Genomic DNA, 23,562 nt, shown 5'->3' with positions numbered 1-23,562 from the left:
TAGAAGGTAAAATGATTATCGTTTCAAGCTAAAATGAGCTCTGAATTCTGCTGATTGTCCATTAAGCGTATAAAAAACCTGAAACCAATAATCGGTGGAAGGAAGTGCTTTGCCATTTAAGGTGCCATCCCAACCCGGGCTGTCCGGACTCATTTGTTTGAGGAGTTTTCCATAGCGGTCGTAAATATTGATTACGGCACTGGGCTGGTGTTTTAAATCGGTAATGTTCCAAAAGTCGTTGTACGTATCGCCATTAGGAGTGAAGAAATGCGGATATTTTAATACATGAACAACTAGCGTCAAATCGCCACAATCCCCTTTAGTATCTTTGATGTTGATCAGATGCTCTCCGGAAGGCACATCGTAAAAAACTGGGCTACTCTGAAAAAGACCATTATCCAACTGAAAAAGATAGTCACCATATCCTCCAGTAATTAAAACTGCAATGTCAATCTGGTCTTCGAAAGCTCCACTTGCCGTATAAGAAGCTATTGCTTTGCTGGATTTTGTGATCTCAACCTGCGTGTCTTTATAATTGCAATTTGCTCCTACATCAGGAGTAATTTTGGTAAAACGAACATCGTAAATCCCTTCTTGTGTTGCAGTATAACTAGGACCTGTTCCCATTAAGGTGCCATTTAAATACCAGTTAACAGTGTAGATTGCCGGGTTTAAACCTGTGTTAACCGTATAATCTCGAATAGAGGTATTAGTTACCGGATCAACACAGATGACACCATCGGGAAAATCAATTTCTAATAACGGATGTATCGTAAAGGTAAAGAAAGCTTCATCAAAACAGTTGGTATTATTGACAGCAGTCGCATAAACGTAAACGGTGTAAGTGCCTGGCTGTGAATAGGTGTAATTCGAAGCGCTTATCAATCCATTACCTCCGGATTGACTGTAATAGTTGACGTTGTAATTCGTAGTGGGCAATGCCGGCAATGTGAAACTACCGCAGTACTCCTTTCCGGTAGGGTAGTTGGGTAGCGTTGGAGTTTCGGAAACCGTAAGTACAAAACTATCTTCTTGGGTACAGATAACCCGATCTCCATTTCTGGCAAAAACGTAAAGGGTTGTTTGGGTGTTTGGAGTGTTAAAAACAGTTCCTGAAGGTACAGGGTTCACCCCATTCGGATCGTAATAATAACCTATAGAATAGTTTAAAGGAGTGGAAGGAACATGGGTTAAAGCAGGTAAAGTATAATTATCATGATCACACACTGTTACATGAGGATAATCGGGTAAGTCCAAGCCGTTATAAGTTACATTGAATTTCTTATCAAGGGAACAGCCTGTACCATTATCGATATTGTACAGATAAAAAATTTGTGAAGAGGTAAATACATCGGCTGGAGAAACAATACTTCCTCCGCCAGAAGGTCCGCCTGGAGCGGTATAGACAGTTCCGTTTACTGGTTGAGCGATGGAATACGGGCTGCATTCAAATCGGTCAATCACCCCATCAGCTAAGGGGAAAGGATTAAGGTTAATGGTAAAAGAACTTTCGTCCCAGCACCCATTTGTATCGGGTCCATTATAAATATAATAGGTTCCCGGACCGAGCTGGGTTCCTGTCAAATCGATTTTGTCTCCTGGATTTAATTGTTGATTTCCCGGAGTTGTTGTTCCTCCGGATAAAGTAAAATAAGTTCCATTGGTTAAAACCGGAAGGATGAATTCCCCACAATATACTCCGCTTATAATTGTATCTACAAGAGGCTTTTGGTTTATGGTGATGTTGTAACTTAAGTTGTCGGTGCAATTTGGTGAAGAAGTAGTTACCGCATAATAATAAATGATTTGTGAGCTGGTAATAGGCTCTGTTGGGTCAATTGGATTTCCACCACCCATTGGAGCGTCAAAATAACCACCGAAAGATATTGGAGGTAAGGAGTAGGTTCCACAGCCGGATTGGGGCGTGAAGATGGTGGTGTCGACTATATTAACAGTAAAAGGGTTTTCTGTGGAACAGTTCGGGTTGGAATTGTAAACGTAGATCGTTTGGGAAACATTTATAGAATCCCCTGCAGACAGAGGAATTTGTCCGGATGCAGAAGGTCCGCCTGATAATGAAAAGTAGCCTCCATTGGTTAAGGCCGGTAAAGTATAAGAAGTACACGTGGTAATGTCTGCCGGATCATCAGCCAGCGGAATCGGATGAATGTTGATGGTGAACAATTGGTCTACACAAAGAGTGCCGTTCATTTCCGCATAATAATAAAGATTCTGGGTTATGGTACTTTGACCGGTGTTGTTAAATACAGTCCCAAAAGGTATGAGTACTCCGCTTCCCGTTGGACCGCCCGAAGCTGTGTAAAAAGCCCCAATATTGTTCGGAGGAACCGGTACTGTGAATGAGCCGCAATTCTCCAAAGAAGGAGAAAATTCGTCGATCATTGTAACTGTGAAACTCGTTTCGTTGGTACAGCCGTTGGCATCTGGTCCGGCAAAAATATAATAAGTCCCTCCGTTCGTAATTGTGTCTCCTGGATTTAGAGCTATCCCGCTTCCGTTTGTTCCGGTGAAATAATTTCCGTTGCTAATGGGGGGTAAGATGTAATCCGTACATTCAACAGTATCTGAAATGTCATCAACTAAAGGCAATGGATTAACTGTAATAATAGCGCTTGTTACTCCAATACAACTTGGGTTTGAGACATCCTGCATTTGTGCCCAAACGGTAATACTGGAAGCTCCCGCAGGAATAGCCAATGAAAAACCAATACTGTTAATTCCTTGTTGGGCATCCGATTGGGAATTGTAATAGGTAATGTTGTAATTGGCAGAAGGTTGTCCGTTTAAAACAGTAGGGTTAAGATTTAGTAAATTATAGGTCGTTCCGGCGGGGTCGCTGCAGGTATTTACGTTGATGTTGCTTCCCGGGGTAATCGGGCTGTTAACAATCAGATCGAAAGAGTACACGGCATCGCAAAAATTACCGGTTTGGGTATTTAAAATTTTGATATAAATTGTTTCTCCCCCCGTACTCGAATAAGAAGCGAGGGTTCCTGCAGGGATGGGAGTATTGGAAGCGATATCGGCAAGGGATTCGTAGTAAAAAACATCGTACACTTGTGGATCAATCCCTAAAAAAGATTCATTATTGAGGGTCAGATTGTAATTGTACGAACTGCTGCCGGTATTGCAGGTTTGAAGATTTTGAGGGGCATTTACGTTTAAATCACTAAAAACAATGGTGTCGGTAATAAAACAGGTTCCTCTGGTTATCTCAACACTATAAGTGCCTGATTGTGTTACGGTATAAGTTGAAGCGTTGGCACCGCTTATCGGATTCCCGTTTAAAAACCACTGATAACTAAAGGCGTTACCCAGAAAGGTGTCCAAGGTATAAGAATCGCCGTTGCAGATTGTTTTGTCCGGACCTAAATCTAAAGTTGTGGTAAAACTTCCGGCAGCTAAAAAAACAGCCGAATCATAATTGAAGTCGTTGTAGTCTCCAATCACTAATCTTATTTTATAGGAATTCCCAGGGGACACCGCTGCAGAAGCATTCATTACTACCGTATGTCCTCTCATATTTAGAGTGGAAGCTGTAGGATTATTCACATTATAAACGTCGAAGAAATTTGGATTGGACGAGTTGCAAAGGTTGTTATAGGCTTGGTCACGAATGTCTTTTACGGTCACAGGAGTTGAGCTTCCTGGGATTACCGCTAAGTTCGTGACGTTTCCGTTGATTAAATCGGTCAGTACAAAAGCAAAAACATCACTAAAGCCACATTGGTATTCGCCGTATTCGTTGGATGCAAATAGAAAGTCGAAACTGAACCGGTTGGAAAGCGGTACAAAATCAAATTCTAAAAAGGCAACATCGGTAATAGCTGCAGATTGTCCGCTGTTGTTGCTAATGGTTTGCAGATAAGCATCGGTAGTGCTGTTGCTTTGACTGCTTAAATTTGTGTTGGTATAAGGTCCTTGTGTTAAAATTGCTTGCCCGTTTCTTATAATAATCCCTTCATTAATAGGAAATGAAGAGCCGTTTTTATTAAAGTAAGCCACTGATTGTGTTGAGGAAACCGAAATATTGGAAACTTCTACACAGGAATTCCCAAGTAAAAGGTTTACCAAAGCATCGGGAGGAGTTGAGGTGTCGTCAACAGTTATGGTCTGAGAGTTAACGCCAAAGCAAATTGAAAAAAGTAATATGAAGTAATTTTTTTTCATAACCACTGCATTCGGAACCAGTTAAAGTTACAAAAAAATATACTGTAAATAATTGAAATGTAGCTAGTTGAAGGTTTAAAAACAAAACCCCGGCAATCTGTTACATTGCTGGGGTTTTTATAGTTGAAAAGTAGTTCAGAAATTAATCGTTCAGTTTCAAAACTGCCATAAATGCCGATTGTGGAATCTCTACATTTCCTACTTGACGCATACGTTTTTTACCGGCTTTTTGTTTTTCCAATAGTTTACGTTTACGGGAAATGTCCCCTCCGTAACATTTTGCAGTTACGTCTTTACGTAAGGCTTTGATGGTTTCACGCGCGATGATTTTTGCACCAATCGCAGCCTGAATCGGAATATCAAACTGTTGTCTCGGGATCAGTTCGCGCAATTTCTCACACATTTTTTTACCGATATGGTAGGCATTGTCTTCGTGAATTAATGCCGATAAAGCATCCACGTTTTGACCGTTCAACAGTACATCCAAGCGCACCAATTTCGAAGTACGCATTCCAATTGGGTGGTAATCAAAAGAGGCATAACCTTTAGAAACGGTTTTCAATCTGTCGTAGAAGTCGAATACGATCTCCGCCAGTGGCATATCGAAATTCAATTCAACACGCTCAGTAGTTAAATAGGTCTGATTTGTGATCAATCCGCGTTTCTCGATACACAAACTCATTACGTTTCCTACGAAATCCGCTTTGGTAATAATCGTTGCTTTGATGTAAGGTTCTTCTACACGGTCTAATTTGGAAGGTTCCGGTAAATCCGAAGGGTTGTTCACCACAAACGGCGTATCCGGATCTTTTTTGGTGTAGGCCAAATACGAAACGTTCGGAACCGTTGTGATTACCGTCATGTCGAATTCACGCTCCAAACGCTCCTGGATGATCTCCATGTGCAGCATTCCCAAGAATCCGCATCGGAAACCAAACCCTAAAGCCGCCGAACTTTCCGCAGCAAACACTAACGAAGCATCGTTCAGCTGTAATTTTTCCATGGAAGCGCGTAAATCCTCATAATCTTCCGTATCAACCGGATAGATTCCGGCGAATACCATTGGTTTTACGTCCTCAAATCCGTGGATCATATTGGTAGTTGGGGTTTTTGCGTCGGTTAACGTGTCCCCCACTTTTACTTCTTTTGCTTCTTTGATTCCTGAAATCAAATACCCTACGTCTCCGGCAGAGATTACATTTTTCGGCACCTGATTTAATTTCAAAGTCCCGATTTCATCTGCAAAATATTCATTCCCGGTGGCCATGAATTTAATCTTCTGGCCTTTTTTGATTTCCCCGTTTTTCACACGGAAAATAACTTCAATTCCTCTAAACGGATTGTACACCGAGTCGAAAATTAGTGCCTGAAGCGGTTCGTCCGGATTTCCTTCCGGTGCAGGAATACGCTCTACGATTGCTTCTAAAATTTTATCGACTCCAAACCCGGTTTTCCCCGAAGCGTGGATGATGTCTTCCAGTTTACAACCTAATAAATCGATAATATCATCGCTTACCTCTTCCGGATTCGCACTTGGTAAATCCACTTTGTTTAGTACCGGGATAATTTCCAGGTCATTCTCTAAAGCAAGGTATAAGTTGGAAATGGTTTGCGCCTGAATACTTTGCGCTGCATCCACAATTAAAAGTGCGCCTTCACACGCCGCTATGGAGCGGGAAACCTCATAGGAGAAATCCACGTGTCCCGGAGTGTCAATCAAATTCAGGATGTATTGTTCGCCTTTGTAGGTGTACTCCATCTGAATGGCGTGACTCTTAATGGTAATCCCACGTTCGCGTTCCAAGTCCATATTGTCCAACAACTGAGCTTTTTCCTCACGGGCCGTTACGGTTTGGGTTGCGCCCAATAAACGATCCGCCAACGTACTTTTTCCGTGGTCAATGTGTGCAATAATGCAAAAGTTTCTTATTTTCTTCATCTTCAAATACTGTCAAATTTAGGTGGCTGAGCCTGTCGAAGCAGGCGTTCCCACAAGGGTCGGGTCTTCCGCTGTATCTTTTTGGTGACTTCGGGAGCCTCAGCCATCAAAAAGGATGCCGCTGCAACCCCTAACGCAACTTCACTTTAAAGGTAGTGAATTTAATCGGCAAATATAGTCAAAGTTTTGATTGTGAAGCGCAGATTCAGCATTGGAAACGTTAAACAGTAGTCGAAACTCATAAAAATTTGTAATTTTGCCGCAAAATGCAGCAGGATGGTTAAGATTGGCAACATAGAATTACCGGATTTCCCTTTGTTGCTCGCGCCTATGGAAGACGTGAGCGATCCACCGTTTCGTCGTTTGTGCAAACAGCACGGAGCCGATTTGATGTACTCGGAATTCATTTCTTCCGAAGGACTGATCCGTGATGCCATGAAAAGCAAAAAAAAGCTGGATATCTTTGACTACGAGCGCCCGGTAGGGATCCAGATTTTCGGAGGTGATGAAGAAGCGATGGAACTATCGGCCAAAATTGTTGATACAGTGCAACCTGATTTGGTAGACATCAACTTTGGTTGCCCGGTGAAAAAGGTGGTCTGTAAAGGAGCAGGTGCCGGAGTTTTGAAAGATGTGGATTTGATGGTGCGCCTAACCAAAGCGGTTATCAAAGGAACCAATCTTCCGGTAACGGTGAAAACCCGTTTGGGTTGGGATGAAAGTTCCATCAATATCGATGAGGTTGCCGAGCGTTTGCAAGATGTGGGAGTTCAGGCTTTAACCATTCACGCGCGTACCCGCGCCCAGATGTACAAAGGCCATTCGGATTGGTCACACATTCAAAGGGTGAAAGAAAATCCGAGAATCACCATGCCGATTTTTGGAAACGGCGACATTGATTCCCCGGAAAAAGCCTTGGAGTACAAAAACAAATACGGACTTGACGGAATGATGATCGGTCGCGCTGCAATTGGTTATCCTTGGATTTTTGACGAAATCAAGCACTACTTCAAAACTGGAGAATTATTACCACCACCAGATATGGTAGCTCGCATTCAAGCAGCTCAAAACCATTTGAACTGGTCAATGGAGTGGAAAGGCGAACATGTAGGTATCGTAGAAATGCGCCGTCATTATACCAATTATTTCAAGGGAATTCCTCATTTTAAGGAGTACCGACAAAAGTTGGTAACGAATAACAGTGCAGAAGAATTGATGCAAATTTTTGATGAAATCCGCGATGCCTTTTCGGATTATCAGATTGTATAACGATACTTTAAAATATAAAATCCGTCTGGTTACAAATCAGACGGATTTTTTTATGGGTGATTTTAACTGTTTCAAAATTTTATTTTTTATTTTTTTGAAACAAAAACTATGACTTTTTTTTAAAATTATTTTTTGTCACAATTTCTGAAGTATTGGTTTTAAACCTGAACCTTTTTCCATTTCCCTTTACGGTACAACACTATACTGGCTAAAGTAATCGCAGTTTCTGCAATCGGCACGGCCATAAAAACCCCACTCGGTCCCATTTTAAGATGTTTTGCTAAAAAATACGCCAGCGGTATTTGAAACAACCAAAACCCAACAAAGTTAACTTTAGTAGGCGTCCAAGTATCACCGGCTCCATTGAAGGTATTGATTAGAACCATCCCGATTCCGTAGAAAATGTAGCCAAGGCTCATGGTTTGCAAGGCTTCCACGGCAATTCTCTGAACTATAGTATCGTTGGTGAAAAACGAAATCACATAGCTTCCGAAAAGCAAAGTGATAACCATAATGGTTGCCATGAAAATCACATTGTATTTTGCGGTGGTAAATACCGATTTTTCCGCACGTTCAATTTGTTTTGCTCCTAAGTTTTGTCCTACCAAAGTAGCTGCTGCATTACTCAGCCCCCATGCCGGAAGAATAAAAAACATCATGATGCGCAATGCGGTCTGATATCCTGCCGAACCCTGATCGCCTCCTGTAGTGGCAACCAATTGTGCTAAGAAAATCCAGCTACAGGAAGCAATGACAAATTGTAAAACACCTGGAGCAGCAATTTTAACGATGTGTCGAATCTGTTCCCAATCTGGGGTAAAATGCGACCAAACGATTTTCAGGATGCCTTTTCCGTTGAATAAATGGTACAATTGATACAGTACCCCAATACTTCGTCCGGTGGTCGTTGCGATTGCTGCACCGATTAGCCCAAAAGCAGGAATCGGCCCTAAACCGTTAATGAAAATCGGACACAATATAATATTGCAAAGGTTGGCCAGCCACAAACTGCGCATGGAAATGGCGGCATTTCCGGCACCTCGGAATATTCCGTTAATAAGAAATAACAGCATGATGCACAAACTTCCGCCCATCATGATGCGGGTAAAATTCACGCCGTAGTCGGCGGCTTCTTGGGAAGCGCCCATCAGCAATAAAATTTCTTTCGCATAAAGAAAACCTAAAATACTGATTATTGTATTGATGGCAAAAGCGATTAAAATGGCCTGCATACCTGCTTTGGCTGCGGCCTGCGGGTTTTTTTCGCCGATTCGTCGCGCTACTACAGCTGTTGCCGCCATACTGATGCCAATGGCCAGCGAATAAATAATAGTGAGTACCGATTCGGTTAATCCTACGGTCTGAATAGCAAAACTACTGTGCTCCAGATGCCCTACGAAGTACAAATCGACTAAGGCAAATACGGATTCCATCATCATCTCCAGTACCATCGGAATGGCTAAGAGAATTACGGCTTTTTTAATGCTTCCACTTGTATAATCAAAAGATTCGTCGCCTTTAACAGCGGTTTTGATTGTAGAAAAAATACGGGATAAAGTATGTTTTGAAAAAGTTGCTTCTGTCATGATAAATTAGGATAAATATTAATACTGTCGAACAGGTTGTTCGAGTGAAAGTGAGATGTCCTATCTATCTTCTTGATACGTTTAGGACGCGACAAAAACAATCATGGGCGTTCAATTATGTGAAAGCAAATATAAAACTATTTTCGAAATCGGGATTAGTCGAGTAAATTTTTACGCACTCGGCTTGAGGCAATCCAGGAAGCGGTTAATCCAAGTAAGAGGATGGTTGCCATAACGATAAGAATGTTCGAAATTTCAAATTCGATCGGATAAGCCATCGAAGCGGTAATCATTATTAGTGAGAACTGCTTTTGTAAAACAACCAGCGTAATTCCTAAAAGTAATCCAATGATGCCGCCAAAAAAAGTAAGCATGCTTCCCTGTAAAAGAAAAATTGATCTAAGGTGCTTGATTTCGGCTCCTAAATTGAAAAGAGTTTTCAGGTTGGCTTTTTTATCTAAAATCATCATGATTAATGCGCCCACTAAATTGAATAACGCAATAATAATTACCAAAGTGAAGATGAGGTAAATCACAATGTTTTCCGTATTGAGCATTTTGTGTAAACTGTCGTTTAATTCGGTTCTGTTTTTTACGGTTACTTTGTTTTGGAAAAGCGTTTGGATTTCCTGTAAAGCCTCATCCTCGGAAGCGTTTGAGTGCAACTTGAATTCAATTCCCGTAACCTGATTCGGTTGGTATTGCAGTAATTGTTGTGCTAAAGTCAAATCGGTGAAAACGTATTTTTTGTCCAGATCATCGTTGATTGCGTATATTCCCATCGGGATTAAAGCCGCTTCGTTGAAAGCTTCTTCCGGATTTTCAATAGGTCCTTTTCCGGGTTTCGGAACAAAAACTTCCAGCGCATTGTTGAAGTCAAAAAGTCCCATGGAGAGTTTATTGGCAATTCCATAACCGACCACAACTTGTGAAGTCCCCGGTTTAAGCCACTGTCCGGCGTATATTTTTTTTTCGAAAGGGGTAACTTTAATGAAATTGGGATCCACTCCTTTTAAATAGGTGACCTCCTGTTTTCCTTTAAAGGAAAAAAGCACGCGCTCTTCAATTATTTCACTGTAAAAAGCAATGTTTTTGGAGTTTTTAAGCGCGTTTTTTTGAGTATCGTTTATCAGAAATGATTTTCCGGTTGCCGGTAAAGCTTTTAAATCCGGATCGGTCGCATTGGTAAAAGAAAGGCTGAATTCCCGGAGTCCGCTAAAAACGGAAAGCACCACAAAAAGAGACATAGTGCTTACGATAATACCAAGAGTGGCAATACCGGTTATGATATTAATCGCAGTGCTTTTACTGAAACTAATAGTATAACGGCGCGCTATGTAAAAAGGAAAATTCAAAGGTTACGATTTCTTTCTTTTGGCCAGCAAATCGCGGTTTTCGATAGGGTTTTCTTCTCCTTTTAAAGCGGTGTCGATTTTCTCGATATAGTCCAGCGAGTCATCAATAAAGAACATTAGGTTCGGAACACGGCGCAATTGCTGTTTCACGCGTTGTGCCAAATCATGCTTAATTAGCGGAGTATTGGTGCGAATAGCGTTTAAAAGCTCCGGGCCTTTTTCCACCGGGAAAATGCTTAAATATACTTTTGCGATCGATAAATCGGTAGTTACATTTACTTTTGATACGGAAATAATCAGGTTGCTGATGCCGTTTTTACGCACTTCTCCCTGCAAGATATCCACCAAGTCTTTCTGTAAAACCGTTCCGATTTTTTTCTGTCTGTTTGTTTCCATGGGGCAAAAATACGATTTTTAACTGAATTTTTAGGAGCGAATTGTTTGGGTTTCTTAGGATTCCATATTCCTGCTGTCCGCTTTATCTCTTCGCGGTGCTGCGAGGATGCCGCTGCCATCAGGGCTAAAAGGGAAATCGTTTTAATTTTTGCTAACTTTGTGATCAAATAAAAACCAAATGAGAAAAATAGAACATATCGGCATTGCGGTAAAAGACCTGCAGGCTTCCAATTTGCTTTTTGAAAAATTGTTCGGAGCTCCGGCTTATAAAGAAGAAGAAGTGGCCAGTGAAGGGGTAAAGACCTCTTTCTTTATGAACGGGCCCAATAAAATAGAATTGCTAGAGGCGACCAATCCGGAAAGTCCGATTGCCAAATTCATTGAGAAAAAAGGAGAAGGGATTCATCACATCGCTTTTGATGTGGAAGATATTGTTTCGGAAATTGAGCGATTAAAAAAGGAAGGCTTTACGGTTTTGAACGAAATTCCCAAAAAAGGTGCTGATAATAAATTAGTTGCTTTTTTGCATCCGAAAGGAACCAATGGGGTTTTGGTGGAGTTGTGCCAAGAAATTCCGAATTAATTTTTGTTTGCCAAAAAATAATAGTAATATTGCAACCTCTTAACCGGTCCTATAGCTCAGTTGGTTAGAGCACCTGACTCATAATCAGGTGGTCCCTGGTTCGAGCCCAGGTGGGACCACAAAAATGGGTAAAGCGTTTGTGAAAATCACAGGCGCTTTTTTTTTGTTGAAATGTTTTTTAAGGAATAGGTTTTATAAAATTAAAAAAAAGAAGCAAAATTGTTAAAAAAAATGATTTTTAATTTTATATATTTGCCCGCTCAAGATGATAGTATTGTTTTGAGAGAAATTTAAATCATAATAAATGTGCTTCAAAATCAGCTTTTTATGATTTTAAAGGGTGCGAAACCGAAAGATTTTGTTGAGTTCTTTGCAGGAAACCGAGATTGAAATTGTTTAAGAAAATTTTAAGATTTTTTTTCAAAAAGTATTGTGTTATTGAAAAATCTTTTTATTTTCGTGATTCCAGTAATGATTAGTTAAAGCCTTAAGGGATTTTTAATTATCTGGTGGATAGAGAGAATTTAATGTTATCGAACGGTTATTTTTTAATGAAAAATGCTTTTATTTTTTGAATGAAAAATAATTTTTTTACTTTTGAGATTATGAAAAATGCCCCACATATGAGATTAATTTTACTTATCGTAATGTTGTTTACGGTTGTGCCAACGTTTGCGCAGGATCCACCTCCGCCGCCGCCGCCAACACCACTACCTGGTTTGCCTATTAATGAAGGGGTGATTGTGCTATTTTTTAGTGCATTGGCATTAGCATTCTATTATTATAAAACTACAAGTATAAAAAAAGCTTCAAAATAATTTGAAGCTTTTTTGTTTCTTAGTTTCGTAGTTGTTCAATCCGGGCAACATATTTTCCGATTACATCAAATTCTAAATTTACGACCGTACCTACTTTGAATTCTTTGAAATTGGTGTGCTCAAGCGTGTAGGGTATAATTGCTACACTAAATTCGTTTTCTTTAGAATTTACAACAGTTAGACTTACCCCGTTAACTGTAATTGATCCTTTTTCAATAGTAATGTTGCTTTTGGATTTGTCGTATTCAAAAGTGAAGTAAATACTTCCGCCAGCGTCTTCGATCTTTTTACAAATGCCAGTTTGGTCTACGTGACCTTGTACAATATGGCCGTCGAGGCGGTCGCCTAATTTCATGGCGCGTTCCAAATTGACAACATCGTTGGTTTGCCATTTTCCTAAATTGGTTTTTTCGATGGTTTCTTTAATGGCGGTTACGGTGTAGTTGTTGTTTTCGATTTTCACAACCGTAAGACAGATGCCGTTGTGTGCCACGCTTTGATCGATTTTCAGTTCTTCCGTAATACTGGAGTTGATGGTAACGTGAATATTTTCGTTTTCTTTTTCGATGGACTTGATCGTTCCGAGAGTTTCAATGATTCCGGTAAACATAACTAGATTTATTTTGCTAAATTTGCACATCAAAATTAGTAATAAATAACTACGCAACATGGTTAAAAAGGCAGAAAATATAATTGTGGGAATCTCAATAGGAGATTTAAACGGTATTGGAAGCGAAGTGATACTGAAAACATTTGAAGACGTTCGCATGCTGGAGCTTTGTACGCCGGTTATTTTTGCCAATGTTAAGATTTTATCGTTCCTGAAAAAAACTCTTAATTTAGAATCCAGTCTTCACGGGATAGATAAATTGGAGCAGTTGGTTCACGGAAAAATCAATGTGCTCAACATTTGGAAAGAAGGGGTGAATCTTGAATTTGGGGCTAATGACGAAACTGTTGGGAAATATGCAATTAAATCGTTTGTGGCTGCTACTGCGGCGCTGAAAGATGGTTTAGTGGATGTTTTGGTAACAGCTCCTATTAATAAGTATAATATTCAGTCGGAAGAATTTCATTTTCCGGGTCATACCGATTATTTGGATAAAGAATTACAAGGTGATGCTTTGATGCTGATGGTACAGGATAATCTACGAGTTGGTCTTTTGACCGATCATGTGCCGGTAAATGAGGTTTCAAATCATCTTACAGAGCAGTTAATTAGAATTAAAATTCAAACCATTAACCATTCTTTGGTTCAGGATTTTTCCATAAATAAGCCAAAGATTGCGGTTTTAGGTCTGAATCCTCATTGTGGAGATCATGGGGTGATTGGAAAAGAAGACGACGAGGTAATTAAGCCGGCATTAAAAAAACTTTTTGAAGAAGGAGTTTTGGTTTTCGGACCGTTTTCTGCAGACAGTTTCTTCGGAAGCGGCCAGTACGAGAAATACGATGCGGTTATAGCAGCTTATCACGATCAAGGACTGATTCCGTTTAAAACGTTGTCTTTTGGTAAAGGGGTGAATTACACCGCGGGATTGGATAAAATACGTACCTCACCGGATCACGGAACGGCTTACGAAATTGCGGGAAAAGGTTTGGCGGATTTTAATTCGTTTAAAGAGGCGGTTTATTTGGCGGTAGATGTTTTTCATAACCGTAACCAGCACAATGAGTTGGTGAAAAACCCTCTGAAAACAAAGCAAAAACAGTTATAAACAAAAAAATGTTTACAACTCGTTTGAATTTACAATAATTTTATATCTTTGCACGCTCAAAACTGTTGTTATGAATATTGAGAAAGATTTTTTAATTCCGTTTGTCGGATTAAAGCAGGGAAAACACCAGTTTGATTATCAAATAGATAAAAAGTTCTTTGAGAGCTTTGATTTTGACGAGTATAACGACGTTGCAATCAAAGTGGATTTAGTTCTGGATAAAAAAAGTACCATGCTTGAACTTGCCTTTAAGCAAAAAGGAACGGTAAATGTTCCTTGTGATTTAACCGGTGAGGATTTTGATTTGCCGGTAAAAGGAAAACTGAATTTAATTGTAAAATTCGGGGATGCTTTTAACAATGAGAATGACGAGTGGCTGGTGTTGCCTCACGGCGAATTTCAAGTTAGCGTGGCGCAGTATATCTATGAAATGATTGTGCTTTCGGTACCTTCAAAACGTGTTCATCCTGGGGTGAAAGACGGAACCTTGAAGTCTGAAGCAATCGAAAAACTAAACGAACTGGCTCCAAAAGAACCATTAAAGGAAAAAGAAGAAGAAGAGAAAACAGATCCCCGATGGGATAAATTAAAACAACTATTAACGGATAAATAATATAGTAAGATGGCACATCCTAAGAGAAAAACCTCGAAAACAAGAAGAGATAAGAGAAGAACGCACTACAAAGCGACAACTCCTCAAATTGCAACATGTCCTGTAACTGGAGAGGCACATTTATACCACAGAGCTTACTGGCATGAAGGTAAAATGTACTACAGAGGTCAAGTTGTTATTGACAAACAAGTAGCGGAAGCTTAATCCGAAAATTATAGAGAAAACTCTCACTATGTGGGAGTTTTTTTTGTTAAAACCTGTTCGAAACGAATTAAGTGGATAAAAGAATTTAGGTTTGGGATTTTTTTTGTAATTTCCACCACTTTTTGAGAACGTTTTTTCAAAAAGAAAATGTTTTTTTTATGAATAAAATATCAGCCGCTATTACCGCAGTGGGAGCCTACGTTCCAGACTTTGTTTTATCAAACGCAGTGCTGGAAACTATGGTAGATACAAATGACGAATGGATTACCAGTCGTACAGGTATTAAAGAAAGACGCATGCTTAAAGAAGAAGGACAGGGAACGTCTTTCATGGCTATTCGGGCAGCGCAAAACTTAATTGAAAAATCAGGCATCGACCCCAAAGAGATAGACTTGGTTTTAATGGCTACAGCAACACCGGATATGCCGGTAGCTTCTACAGGAGTTTATGTAGCTACACAAATTGGAGCGGTCAATGCTTTTGCTTACGATCTTCATGCGGCTTGTTCCAGTTTCCTTTACGGAATTTCCACAGCATCTGCTTACATTGAATCCGGCCGTTACAAGAAAGTACTTTTAATCGGTTCTGATAAAATGTCTTCCATTATAGATTATACTGACAGGGCAACTTGTATCATCTTTGGAGATGGTGCCGGTGCTGTTTTGTTTGAACCGAACCATGAAGGTTTAGGGTTTCAAGATGAATTCTTAAGAAGTGATGGAATCGGTAGAGAATTTTTGAAAATTGATGCAGGAGGTTCGATTTTACCGGCTTCAGAAGAAACGGTGAAAAATAAACAACATTATGTATTTCAGGACGGGAAAACGGTATTCAAATATGCAGTTTCCGGAATGGCTGATGTGAGTGAGAAAATTATGGAGCGCAACAACCTATCCAAAGACGATGTGAATTGGTTGGTAGCGCATCAGGCTAACAAAAGAATTATTGATGCTACGGCAAACAGAATGGGATTAGACGAAGAAAAAGTTTTAGTGAACATTCACCGATACGGAAATACGACTTCGGCTACACTACCTCTTTTGTTAAGCGATTTCGAAACTCAGTTAAAAAAAGGAGATAACATTATTTTTGCGGCCTTTGGAGGCGGCTTCACTTGGGGAGCAGTTTACCTGAAATGGGCTTATAACAAACAATAAACAACCAAAACCAAATTTAGAATAGTATGGATATCAGAGAAATTCAAAACCTAATCAAATTTGTAGCAAAATCTGGTGCTACAGAAGTAAAATTAGAAATGGATGATTTTAAAATCACCATCAAAACAACTGAAGGAGGAGCAGCTGAAACAACTTATGTTCAACATGTTCCAATGCAGGCTATGTCACAAGTTGCAGCTCCAGTAGCAGCAGCTCCAGTAGCAGCGGCTCCAGTTGCAGCAGCTCCAGCAGCAGACGACAATTCAAAATATATCACTATCAAATCGCCAATGATTGGAACCTTCTACAGAAAACCTGCTCCAGATAAACCAATGTTTGTTGAAGTAGGAAGCTCAGTATCGAAAGGGGATGTGGTTTGTGTGATCGAAGCTATGAAATTATTCAACGAAATCGAATCTGAAATTTCAGGTAAAATCGTTAAGATTTTAGTGGATGATGCTTCACCAGTTGAATTCGATCAACCTTTATTCTTAGTTGACCCATCTTAATTTTAGATCATTAGATTATTAGTATGTCAGGCTTTTGTGAAGTTTGACGGTCTAATTATCCAATAATCAATTGTCTAATTATCTAATTGAAACAAGATGTTTAAAAAAATATTAATCGCAAACAGGGGGGAAATTGCACTTCGTGTAATCAGAACCTGTAAAGAAATGGGAATCAAAACGGTTGCGGTTTATTCTACTGCCGATGCGGAAAGCTTACATGTTAAGTTTGCAGACGAAGCGGTATGTATCGGACCAGCGCCAAGTAATCTTTCCTATTTAAAGATGTCGAACATCATCGCTGCAGCGGAAATCACCAATGCAGATGCCATTCACCCGGGATACGGATTTTTATCAGAGAATGCTAAATTCTCTAAAATCTGCCAGGAACACAATATCAAATTTATTGGTGCTTCTCCGGAAATGATTGAAAAAATGGGAGACAAAGCTACGGCTAAAGCAACCATGAAAGCTGCTGGTGTACCATGTGTACCAGGATCGGATGGAATTTTAGAATCCTACGAACAAGCAGAAAAAATCGCAAAAGAGATGGGTTATCCGGTAATGCTAAAGGCTACTGCCGGAGGTGGAGGAAAAGGTATGCGTGCGGTTTGGAAACAGGAAGATTTATTGAAAGCATGGGAAGGTGCCCGTATGGAAGCCGGAGCAGCGTTCGGTAACGACGGGATGTACATGGAGAAACTAATCGAAGAGCCTCGTCATATCGAGATTCAGGTGGTTGGGGATTCCTACGGTAAAGCGTGTCACCTTTCTGAAAGAGATTGCTCGGTTCAGCGTCGTCACCAGAAATTAACAGAGGAAACACCTTCGCCTTTCATGACTGATGAATTACGTGAGAAAATGGGTGATGCAGCGGTTAAAGCAGCAGAATTCATTAAATACGAAGGAGCAGGTACAGTGGAATTCTTAGTGGATAAACACCGTAACTTCTACTTCATGGAAATGAATACCCGTATTCAGGTAGAGCACCCAATTACGGAGCAGGTTATCGATTACGATTTGATTCGTGAGCAAATTATGGTAGCGGCAGGAATTCCAATTTCAGGTAAAAATTATTTACCACAATTGCACTCGATCGAATGTCGTATCAATGCGGAGGATCCTTACAACGATTTCCGTCCTTCTCCAGGTAAAATCACGGTTTTACACTCACCGGGAGGCCACGGGGTTCGTTTGGATACACACGTATATGCAGGATATACGATCCCGCCAAATTATGATTCGATGATCGCTAAGTTGATTACAACGGCACAAACCCGTGAAGAAGCGATTTCAAAAATGAAACGCGCTTTGGATGAGTTTTACATTGAGGGAATCAAGACCACGATTCCATTCCACAGACAGTTGATGGATCATCCGGATTATGTTGCTGGAAACTATACAACCAAGTTCATGGAATCTTTCGAAATGAAAGAATAAATAGAAAAAAGCCCAATCTTAGATTGGGCTTTTTTTATGATGTAACTGTTTCCAGTGAATAATAAACCAGACAATAGCTTTAGTGTTTATCATTCATGATGAATTTTAACTTGCCGCCTTTCATAATGGTTTCGTGACTTATAAAATAGTTTTGCAAAGGCGCGCCGTTTAAAGTCATGCTTTTTACATAGATGTTTTTGTCCGATGGATTTAAGACTTCAATTTCAAAGACATTGCCGTTTTCCAATTGTAGTTTTGCGGAATGGATGCTTGGGCTTCCAATGGCATATTCATTTGAACCCGGTGCTACCGGATAAAAACCTAAAGAAGAGAAAATGTACCAGGCGCTCATCTGACCGCAATCGTCATTACCACCCAGACCATCTGGTGTTGGTTTGTATTGCTTTTTTAAAATCTGTCTTATTTTTTCCTGTGTCTTCCAAGGTTGATTGGTCCAGTTGTACAAATACGCCACGTGATGTGCCGGTTCGTTTCCGTGTACGTAACCACCCATAATGCCATCTCGGGTAATATCTTCTGTCTCGGCAAAAAAACTATCCGGTAAATCCATCGAGAACAATTGATCCAGTTTTTTGACGAATTGTTTTTGACCTCCCATTAGTGTGATTAAACCCGATGGATCGTGAGGAACAAAAAAACTGTAATTCCAGCTGTTTCCTTCGATAAAACCTTGTCCATGCGTACTCAGGATGTCAAATTCTTTTTTGAAAGTTCCATCCACGGATTTTGGACGCATAAAACCAATGCTTTTGTCAAAATTGTTTTTCCAGTTCTCGGAGCGTTTTAGGAACTGTGTGTAAATGGCTTCCTGATTTAGTTTTTTTGCAAGTTGCGCAATAGCCCAATCGTCATAAGCGTATTCCAAAGTATTTGAAACTGAAATATTACTTTTTTCGGAAGGAATATAGCCTTTGTCGATGTAATCTCCAATACCTTCATAATTGCGTTTGTTGGCTGTGGCTACACAGGCTTCTAAAGCTTTTAGCGGGTCTCCTGTATAGGAATTCTTAAGTAGTGCATCAGCTACAACGGAAACACCGTGATAACCGCTCATGCACCAATTGTCGTTGGCATAATGGCTCCAGATCGGTAACATTTTTTGTGCACTTTGCTCATAATGCTTCATCATGGAATGCACCATGTCATTGTTTCTCTTGGTTTGAAGGATGTTAAAAAGTGGATGCAAGGCCCTGTAAGTATCCCAAAGAGAGAAGGTGGTGTAGTTTGTAAAACCTTCAGCCTTATGGGTTTCCTGGTCAAGTCCTTTGTATTTGCCGTCGGCATCCATATAAGTGGTAGGGGCCAAAAACGAATGGTAAAGCGCGGTATAGAAATTTTCTTTTAATTCTTGATCTCCTTCAATGGTTACTTTATGCAATTCTGTTTCCCATAAATCCTGGGTCTGTTTTTTAATAGTCTCAAAATTCCAATGCGGAATTTCGGCTTTAAGGTTTGCCAAGGCTCCGCTCATGCTTACAGAAGAAAGTGCCAATTTTATTTTTATTTTTTCCTGTGCTTCGGTTTTAAAGTCAAAATGTATACGAATTTGTTTTCCGGAGATTTCAGGAAAATTTTTGTTTTGATTGAACTTTCCCCAGAAACCTCTGTAAACTAGTTTATCTTCAAAATTCTTACTGCCATAACTGATAAACGGTTTTGAAAATGAAAGTGCAAAATACTGCACTCTGTTTTTTGCCCATCCGTTGGTTTGTCGGTATCCGGTGATTAAGGTGTCGTTAACTACCCGAACATAGGTCCAAACGTTCTTTTCGGGATAATTGTAAATGCCGCTCATCAGATCTAAAATGATGTGTGCTTCCTCAGATTTTGGAAAAGTATACTGATGAAAACCAACACGATTGGTAGCGGTAAGTTCAGCCACAATTGCGTGATCGTCTAGCTTTACTTTGTAATATCCCGCTTGAGCAGTTTCGTTTTCATGGGAAAAAGCAGAACGGAAACCAGAAGCAGGATTTTTGGAAATACCGGGATTCAGTTGCAATGGTCCTGTGGTTGGCATGATTAAAAAATCGCCTAAATCCGAGTGTCCGGTTCCACTGAAATGCGTATGGCTAAATCCCACGATGGTTTTATCATCATACTGATAACCTGCACAATATTTGTAAACCTCCGGATTGTATTTTCCGTTGACAGCATAGGGTATGGTGTCGGTGTCTGGACTCAGTTGTACCATTCCAAAGGGAGCGGTGGCACCTGGATATACATGTCCCATGCGCTGTGTTCCGATAATCGGTTTTACATAGGAAATTAGTTTTTTGTCGTTTTTTTGTGAAAAAAGAGTTGCAGAAAAAAAACAGATCAGCAGAATTACCAGTTTTTTCATTTCTAGAGGTTGATTGGATAAAAGCGGTTGTGTTATGTTGATTGGCACTTTATTTATAAGCTTTTACTAAGGTACAATTTAAGCAGTTAATTTGCCAAACAAAAAAATCCCGAAGCCTAAACTCCGGGATCTTATCTGATTGATGACTGTCTTAATTAGATGCTCAATTTTTTAGCGATTGCTGTAGGAACCGCTTTTTTGTGTAGCATGATCGCCGTGGCTTTGTATTTTGCGAACTCTTTAGACATGTATAGGTATCCTTTGTAATCGTTGGTAGTTCCCCAAGAGTTTTTCACGATATAGTATTCTTTACCGTTTTGATCTTTGGAAATTCCTACGATGTGCATACCGTGATCGTCAGTAGTAGTGTAGTTGTCAAATGCTTTCTGACGCATTTCTTCCGTAACCGTAGCTTCTTTTTTAGGTCCGTTGAACATATCTGCTTTTTCATCTGCAGTCATGTCTTCTACTTTTTTCTCCGGAACGAAGGCAACTCCGTTTTTCCAAGAAAAAGATTTCTCACTAACATCACCTGCCCAAGCTACTGAGTAACCGTTTTTCAAAGCATTGTCGATGATATCGGTAAGTTCGTTCATTTTTACGTTGTACACTTGATCGTACGACCAGTTGTCCGGTACCATCAACGTGAATTTAGTATAATAAGGGTATTCCATTAATGAGGAAATTTCCACATAATCATCCGCATTGATTCCAACTACTTCTTTAGCAAAAGTTTCCGGAGTATAGTTTTTTCCGTTGTATTGGAATGATTTTGGAGCTTGGCCTAAATAGGAGTCGATCACTGCCGTATACGCTTTTTCCCAGTTCGGAGTCAATTCACCGTTTGGATTGCTCACTACCGCTTTCAAAACACCTTCGGTTAATGCCGCCATTTCAGCAAATTTGTTTTTATCAGTGCCATAGTTCAAACCGGTATACACTGATTGAGGAACCGCACCGTATTTTTTATACATATTGATTACATCGTGAAAGGCACCACCATCACCTAAAGCAACTGAACCGTGCATGCGAACATAATTTCTTCCTTTTTCGATATAAGCGTTACGCGCCGAGAAAATCTGAGACAGTTCTACTGGTTTTTTTCCCATACGGATCATTTCCGATTCTAAGAAAGAGTTTGCAGAATAGCTCCAGCAAGTACCTGAGGAACCTTGGTTTTTTATCGAAGTGTTTTCAATGTTGATTACATCGGAGAATTTGTAAAGTTCTTTACTTTTTTCACTCGCATTAATTTTTAACGAGTTTACTAAATTATCCTGAGCAAAAGCAGAAGCTGCACTTACAATAAGCGAAGATGCCACAAGAAAAGGTTTCAAAGGTATTGATAACATAGTTTTATTTTTTGGTTTCTCAATTGGTTGGTAAAATTAAAAATTGTTACACTCTAAAAGTAATTTTAACAGCAATTTAGGGTTTTGTTAAGAAAAAAATCCTGAAGTTAAACCTCAGGATTTCAATTTATTATAGTGTTTCTTTCAGCCATTTAAAAAATTCACGTTGCCAAACCAAAGCGTTTTGCGGTTTTAGTACCCAGTGGTTTTCTTCCGGGAAAAGAATAAAGCGACTCTTAATACCTTTTAACTGAGCAGCTTGGAAAGCTTCCTGTCCTTGTCCAATTGGCACTCGGTAATCTTTTCCGCCTTGAATAATTAAAATTGGGGTGTTCCAGTTGTTCACCATATTGATCGGGTTGAATTGGCTGTAAGCTTTTTGTGCATCGGCATTGTTTTTCTCCCAATACGCTCCACCATGATCGAAGTTGTTGAAGAACACTTCTTCGGTTGTGCCGTACATACTCTGAAGGTTGAAAACGCCGCAGTGTGAAATGAACGTTTTGAAACGGTTTTTGTGGATTCCAGCCAAATAGAACACCGAATACCCTCCATAACTAGCACCAACAGCTCCTAAGCGGGATTTGTCTACATAGGATTCTTTAGCAACATCGTCAATGGCTGATAGATAGTCGTCCATTACCTGTCCGCCCCAGTCTTTACTGATGTCTTCGTTCCATTTTACACCATGACCCGGCATTCCGCGACGGTTTGGAGCTACCACAATATAACCTTGTGCAGCCATTGTCTGGAAATTCCAACGGTAAGAGTAGTATTGGGTTAAAGCAGACTGTGGTCCACCTTGACAGTACAACAAAGCTGGATACTTTTTGGTTTTGTCAAAGTTAGGAGGAAGGATCACCCAAACCACCATTTTTTTACCGTCGGTTGTGGTTACGTATCGTTTTTCGGTTTTGCTTAAAGCAAGTTTTTTGTATAAATCGGTGTTAACGTTGGTGATTTGTTTCCAGATTTTTTTCTTCAATTCATACGAATAAATTTCAGAAGCGTGGTTCATGTCGTTGCGGGCAACGATCACTTTTCCTTGATTGAAACCGATGATTTCCGTAACATCAAAATCACCATTGGTAAGTTGTTTTACTGTGATAGCGATTCGGGTTAACCCAGGGAAGTTTACTTCAAAAAGTTGCTTAGTTCCGTCAACTGCTGCGATGAAATAAACTTTTTTCCCGTCTTCTGCCCATTTAAAACTTTCTACGGTTCCGTCCCAACCTCCGGTTAAATTCATGTGCATCCCTTTAAAGCTTACGATGATATCGTTTTTATCCGCTTCATATCCGTCGCGCTTCATCTGCAACCAAGTCAAATCGCCATTTGGTGAAAATAAAGGATGGGTGTCATAACCTAAGTTGTTCTCGGTAAGGTTTTTGGTTTTCTGGGTTGCCAAATCGTATTGGTACAAATCGGTATTGGTACTGATAGCATAATCAGTTCCCGCTTTCTTTTTGCAAACATAAACGATGCTTTTCCCGTCCGGAGCCCAGATGTAATCTTCGTCACCACCAAAAGGTTTTTGAGGGGAATCGAAATTCTCGCCTTTCATGATATCTACAGGAGTTGCTTTATCGTTGTTCTCACCGAAGAAAACGTGATTGTAAGTGCCGTCCCTCCATGTGTCCCAATGGCGGTAATCCAAGCCGTTGTATACTTGTGCGTCTGCTTTTTTAAGTTCAGGATAAATATCTTTTCCCAACACTTTGTCTACTTTAACTTCTTTGTGTGAAAGCAGGTTTTTTCCGTCTGGAGATACGTTTTTGTTTTTTACCAAATCTTTGGTGTCGGTCACTTCTACTGCTGACCCTCCGTTAATCGGAATGGTGTAAAATTTCGAATTCGACTTGTTTTCCTCCATCGAAGGGATGGCCACTTTGTAAACGATATTTTTTCCGTCTTTGGAAATTCCAATTGGTGTCACGCGGCCCACTTTCCAAAGAAGTTCGGGCGTCATGACCTCTTGTGCGCTTGCTGTTAATCCCATCATTCCAAGTGTTAAGATAAGGAGTTTTTTCATTGTTGATTGTTTTTGAAAAGAAAGGTTAAAAGTAGTGA

Annotated in this window: 18 protein-coding genes and 1 tRNA gene; 10 read left to right on the top strand and 9 right to left on the bottom strand. The window is 40.0% G+C overall.

Going from position 1 to position 23,562, the window contains the following annotated elements:
• Positions 1 to 15: 15 nt before the first annotated feature.
• Entirely contained in the window at positions 16 to 4,191 is a 4,176-nt protein-coding gene (locus LZZ90_RS01670) for a T9SS type B sorting domain-containing protein (protein WP_237788943.1), read from the bottom strand.
• Positions 4,192 to 4,333: 142 nt separating this feature from the next.
• Positions 4,334 to 6,130 (bottom strand): translation elongation factor 4, encoded by a 1,797-nt coding sequence (lepA, locus tag LZZ90_RS01665; RefSeq protein WP_237788942.1) that lies wholly within the window; start codon positions 6,128 to 6,130, stop codon positions 4,334 to 4,336.
• Between the two features lie 276 nt (positions 6,131 to 6,406).
• Here lepA and dusB point away from each other — a divergent pair, with 276 nt between their 5' ends.
• A complete protein-coding gene (gene dusB, locus LZZ90_RS01660) occupies positions 6,407 to 7,399 on the top strand; it encodes a tRNA dihydrouridine synthase DusB (RefSeq protein WP_237788941.1) in 993 nt (330 codons plus the stop codon).
• Between the two features lie 158 nt (positions 7,400 to 7,557).
• Here dusB and LZZ90_RS01655 read toward each other — a convergent pair whose 3' ends face one another.
• The 3 genes from LZZ90_RS01655 to rbfA form a co-directional block, all read right to left on the bottom strand.
• Positions 7,558 to 8,985 carry an MATE family efflux transporter gene (locus tag LZZ90_RS01655; RefSeq protein ID WP_237788940.1) on the bottom strand — a complete coding sequence of 476 codons (1,428 nt, stop codon included), beginning with the start codon at positions 8,983 to 8,985 and terminating at the stop codon, positions 7,558 to 7,560.
• A gap of 155 nt (positions 8,986 to 9,140) precedes the next feature.
• Positions 9,141 to 10,340 carry an FtsX-like permease family protein gene (locus LZZ90_RS01650; RefSeq protein WP_237788939.1) on the bottom strand — a complete coding sequence of 400 codons (1,200 nt, stop codon included), beginning with the start codon at positions 10,338 to 10,340 and terminating at the stop codon, positions 9,141 to 9,143.
• Positions 10,341 to 10,343: 3 nt separating this feature from the next.
• Positions 10,344 to 10,736, bottom strand: coding sequence for a 30S ribosome-binding factor RbfA (gene rbfA, locus LZZ90_RS01645; protein ID WP_237788938.1), 393 nt, complete (start codon positions 10,734 to 10,736; stop codon positions 10,344 to 10,346).
• A 178-nt stretch (positions 10,737 to 10,914) separates the two neighbouring features.
• Between rbfA and mce the strand changes: the two genes are divergently transcribed.
• The 3 genes from mce (at position 10,915) to LZZ90_RS01630 (ending at position 12,137) form a co-directional block, all read left to right on the top strand.
• Entirely contained in the window at positions 10,915 to 11,319 is a 405-nt protein-coding gene (mce, locus tag LZZ90_RS01640) for a methylmalonyl-CoA epimerase (RefSeq protein WP_237788937.1), read from the top strand.
• 45 nt (positions 11,320 to 11,364) lie between these two features.
• Positions 11,365 to 11,438: transfer RNA gene (locus LZZ90_RS01635), tRNA-Ile, on the top strand.
• 504 nt (positions 11,439 to 11,942) lie between these two features.
• Positions 11,943 to 12,137, top strand: a complete 195-nt coding sequence (locus LZZ90_RS01630) for a hypothetical protein (protein ID WP_237788936.1) — start codon at positions 11,943 to 11,945, stop codon at positions 12,135 to 12,137.
• A gap of 19 nt (positions 12,138 to 12,156) precedes the next feature.
• On the opposite strand, the gene LZZ90_RS01625 is transcribed toward LZZ90_RS01630, so the two are convergent.
• Positions 12,157 to 12,747, bottom strand: a complete 591-nt coding sequence (locus LZZ90_RS01625; protein WP_237788935.1) for a riboflavin synthase — start codon at positions 12,745 to 12,747, stop codon at positions 12,157 to 12,159.
• A gap of 58 nt (positions 12,748 to 12,805) precedes the next feature.
• Here LZZ90_RS01625 and pdxA point away from each other — a divergent pair, with 58 nt between their 5' ends.
• The 6 genes from pdxA (at position 12,806) to accC (ending at position 17,775) form a co-directional block, all read left to right on the top strand.
• The gene (pdxA, locus tag LZZ90_RS01620) at positions 12,806 to 13,855 is read left to right on the top strand and encodes a 4-hydroxythreonine-4-phosphate dehydrogenase PdxA (RefSeq protein ID WP_237788934.1); all 1,050 of its coding nucleotides are present in this window, start codon (positions 12,806 to 12,808) and stop codon (positions 13,853 to 13,855) included.
• 70 nt (positions 13,856 to 13,925) lie between these two features.
• Positions 13,926 to 14,468 (top strand): DUF177 domain-containing protein, encoded by a 543-nt coding sequence (locus tag LZZ90_RS01615; RefSeq protein WP_237788933.1) that lies wholly within the window; start codon positions 13,926 to 13,928, stop codon positions 14,466 to 14,468.
• Positions 14,469 to 14,477: 9 nt separating this feature from the next.
• Complete coding sequence (rpmF, locus tag LZZ90_RS01610) at positions 14,478 to 14,672, top strand: 50S ribosomal protein L32 (protein ID WP_081694205.1); 195 nt, start codon at positions 14,478 to 14,480, stop codon at positions 14,670 to 14,672.
• A gap of 158 nt (positions 14,673 to 14,830) precedes the next feature.
• On the top strand, positions 14,831 to 15,829 hold the full coding sequence (locus LZZ90_RS01605; protein WP_237788932.1) for a beta-ketoacyl-ACP synthase III: 999 nt from the start codon (positions 14,831 to 14,833) through the stop codon (positions 15,827 to 15,829).
• A 26-nt stretch (positions 15,830 to 15,855) separates the two neighbouring features.
• Complete coding sequence (gene accB / locus LZZ90_RS01600) at positions 15,856 to 16,338, top strand: acetyl-CoA carboxylase biotin carboxyl carrier protein (RefSeq protein WP_237788931.1); 483 nt, start codon at positions 15,856 to 15,858, stop codon at positions 16,336 to 16,338.
• 96 nt (positions 16,339 to 16,434) lie between these two features.
• Positions 16,435 to 17,775: an acetyl-CoA carboxylase biotin carboxylase subunit gene (gene accC, locus LZZ90_RS01595; RefSeq protein ID WP_237788930.1), complete on the top strand. Its 1,341-nt coding sequence runs from the start codon at positions 16,435 to 16,437 to the stop codon at positions 17,773 to 17,775.
• 79 nt (positions 17,776 to 17,854) lie between these two features.
• Here the strand turns inward: accC and LZZ90_RS01590 are convergent, their stop codons facing one another.
• The 3 genes from LZZ90_RS01590 to LZZ90_RS01580 all read right to left on the bottom strand — a co-directional run bounded on the left by LZZ90_RS01590 (position 17,855) and on the right by LZZ90_RS01580 (position 23,524).
• On the bottom strand, positions 17,855 to 20,140 hold the full coding sequence (locus LZZ90_RS01590) for a GH92 family glycosyl hydrolase (protein WP_237788929.1): 2,286 nt from the start codon (positions 20,138 to 20,140) through the stop codon (positions 17,855 to 17,857).
• Positions 20,141 to 20,295: 155 nt separating this feature from the next.
• Positions 20,296 to 21,492 (bottom strand): aminopeptidase C, encoded by a 1,197-nt coding sequence (locus LZZ90_RS01585; protein ID WP_237788928.1) that lies wholly within the window; start codon positions 21,490 to 21,492, stop codon positions 20,296 to 20,298.
• A gap of 130 nt (positions 21,493 to 21,622) precedes the next feature.
• Positions 21,623 to 23,524, bottom strand: coding sequence for a S9 family peptidase (locus LZZ90_RS01580; RefSeq protein WP_237788927.1), 1,902 nt, complete (start codon positions 23,522 to 23,524; stop codon positions 21,623 to 21,625).
• Positions 23,525 to 23,562: the final 38 nt, after the last annotated feature.

Origin of the sequence: Flavobacterium sp. SM15 (genome assembly GCF_022012335.1) — a bacterium.
In the GTDB taxonomy this organism is placed as follows: Bacteria; Bacteroidota; Bacteroidia; order Flavobacteriales; family Flavobacteriaceae; genus Flavobacterium.
The sequence above is the reverse complement of the archived record's forward strand: the minus strand, read 5'-3'. Positions and strand labels throughout refer to the sequence as shown.

What these genes read in the sequence shown, in the direction of transcription:
- LZZ90_RS01670 (WP_237788943.1), bottom strand. Translation starts at nt 4,191, where the DNA reads ATGAAAAAAAATTACTTCATATTACTTTTTTCAATTTGCTTTGGCGTT.
- lepA (WP_237788942.1), bottom strand. Translation starts at nt 6,130, where the DNA reads ATGAAGAAAATAAGAAACTTTTGCATTATTGCACACATTGACCACGGA.
- dusB (WP_237788941.1), top strand. Translation starts at nt 6,407, where the DNA reads ATGGTTAAGATTGGCAACATAGAATTACCGGATTTCCCTTTGTTGCTC.
- LZZ90_RS01655 (WP_237788940.1), bottom strand. Translation starts at nt 8,985, where the DNA reads ATGACAGAAGCAACTTTTTCAAAACATACTTTATCCCGTATTTTTTCT.
- rbfA (WP_237788938.1), bottom strand. Translation starts at nt 10,736, where the DNA reads ATGGAAACAAACAGACAGAAAAAAATCGGAACGGTTTTACAGAAAGAC.
- mce (WP_237788937.1), top strand. Translation starts at nt 10,915, where the DNA reads ATGAGAAAAATAGAACATATCGGCATTGCGGTAAAAGACCTGCAGGCT.
- LZZ90_RS01630 (WP_237788936.1), top strand. Translation starts at nt 11,943, where the DNA reads ATGAGATTAATTTTACTTATCGTAATGTTGTTTACGGTTGTGCCAACG.
- LZZ90_RS01625 (WP_237788935.1), bottom strand. Translation starts at nt 12,747, where the DNA reads ATGTTTACCGGAATCATTGAAACTCTCGGAACGATCAAGTCCATCGAA.
- pdxA (WP_237788934.1), top strand. Translation starts at nt 12,806, where the DNA reads ATGGTTAAAAAGGCAGAAAATATAATTGTGGGAATCTCAATAGGAGAT.
- LZZ90_RS01615 (WP_237788933.1), top strand. Translation starts at nt 13,926, where the DNA reads ATGAATATTGAGAAAGATTTTTTAATTCCGTTTGTCGGATTAAAGCAG.
- rpmF (WP_081694205.1), top strand. Translation starts at nt 14,478, where the DNA reads ATGGCACATCCTAAGAGAAAAACCTCGAAAACAAGAAGAGATAAGAGA.
- LZZ90_RS01605 (WP_237788932.1), top strand. Translation starts at nt 14,831, where the DNA reads ATGAATAAAATATCAGCCGCTATTACCGCAGTGGGAGCCTACGTTCCA.
- accB (WP_237788931.1), top strand. Translation starts at nt 15,856, where the DNA reads ATGGATATCAGAGAAATTCAAAACCTAATCAAATTTGTAGCAAAATCT.
- accC (WP_237788930.1), top strand. Translation starts at nt 16,435, where the DNA reads ATGTTTAAAAAAATATTAATCGCAAACAGGGGGGAAATTGCACTTCGT.
- LZZ90_RS01590 (WP_237788929.1), bottom strand. Translation starts at nt 20,140, where the DNA reads ATGAAAAAACTGGTAATTCTGCTGATCTGTTTTTTTTCTGCAACTCTT.
- LZZ90_RS01585 (WP_237788928.1), bottom strand. Translation starts at nt 21,492, where the DNA reads ATGTTATCAATACCTTTGAAACCTTTTCTTGTGGCATCTTCGCTTATT.
- LZZ90_RS01580 (WP_237788927.1), bottom strand. Translation starts at nt 23,524, where the DNA reads ATGAAAAAACTCCTTATCTTAACACTTGGAATGATGGGATTAACAGCA.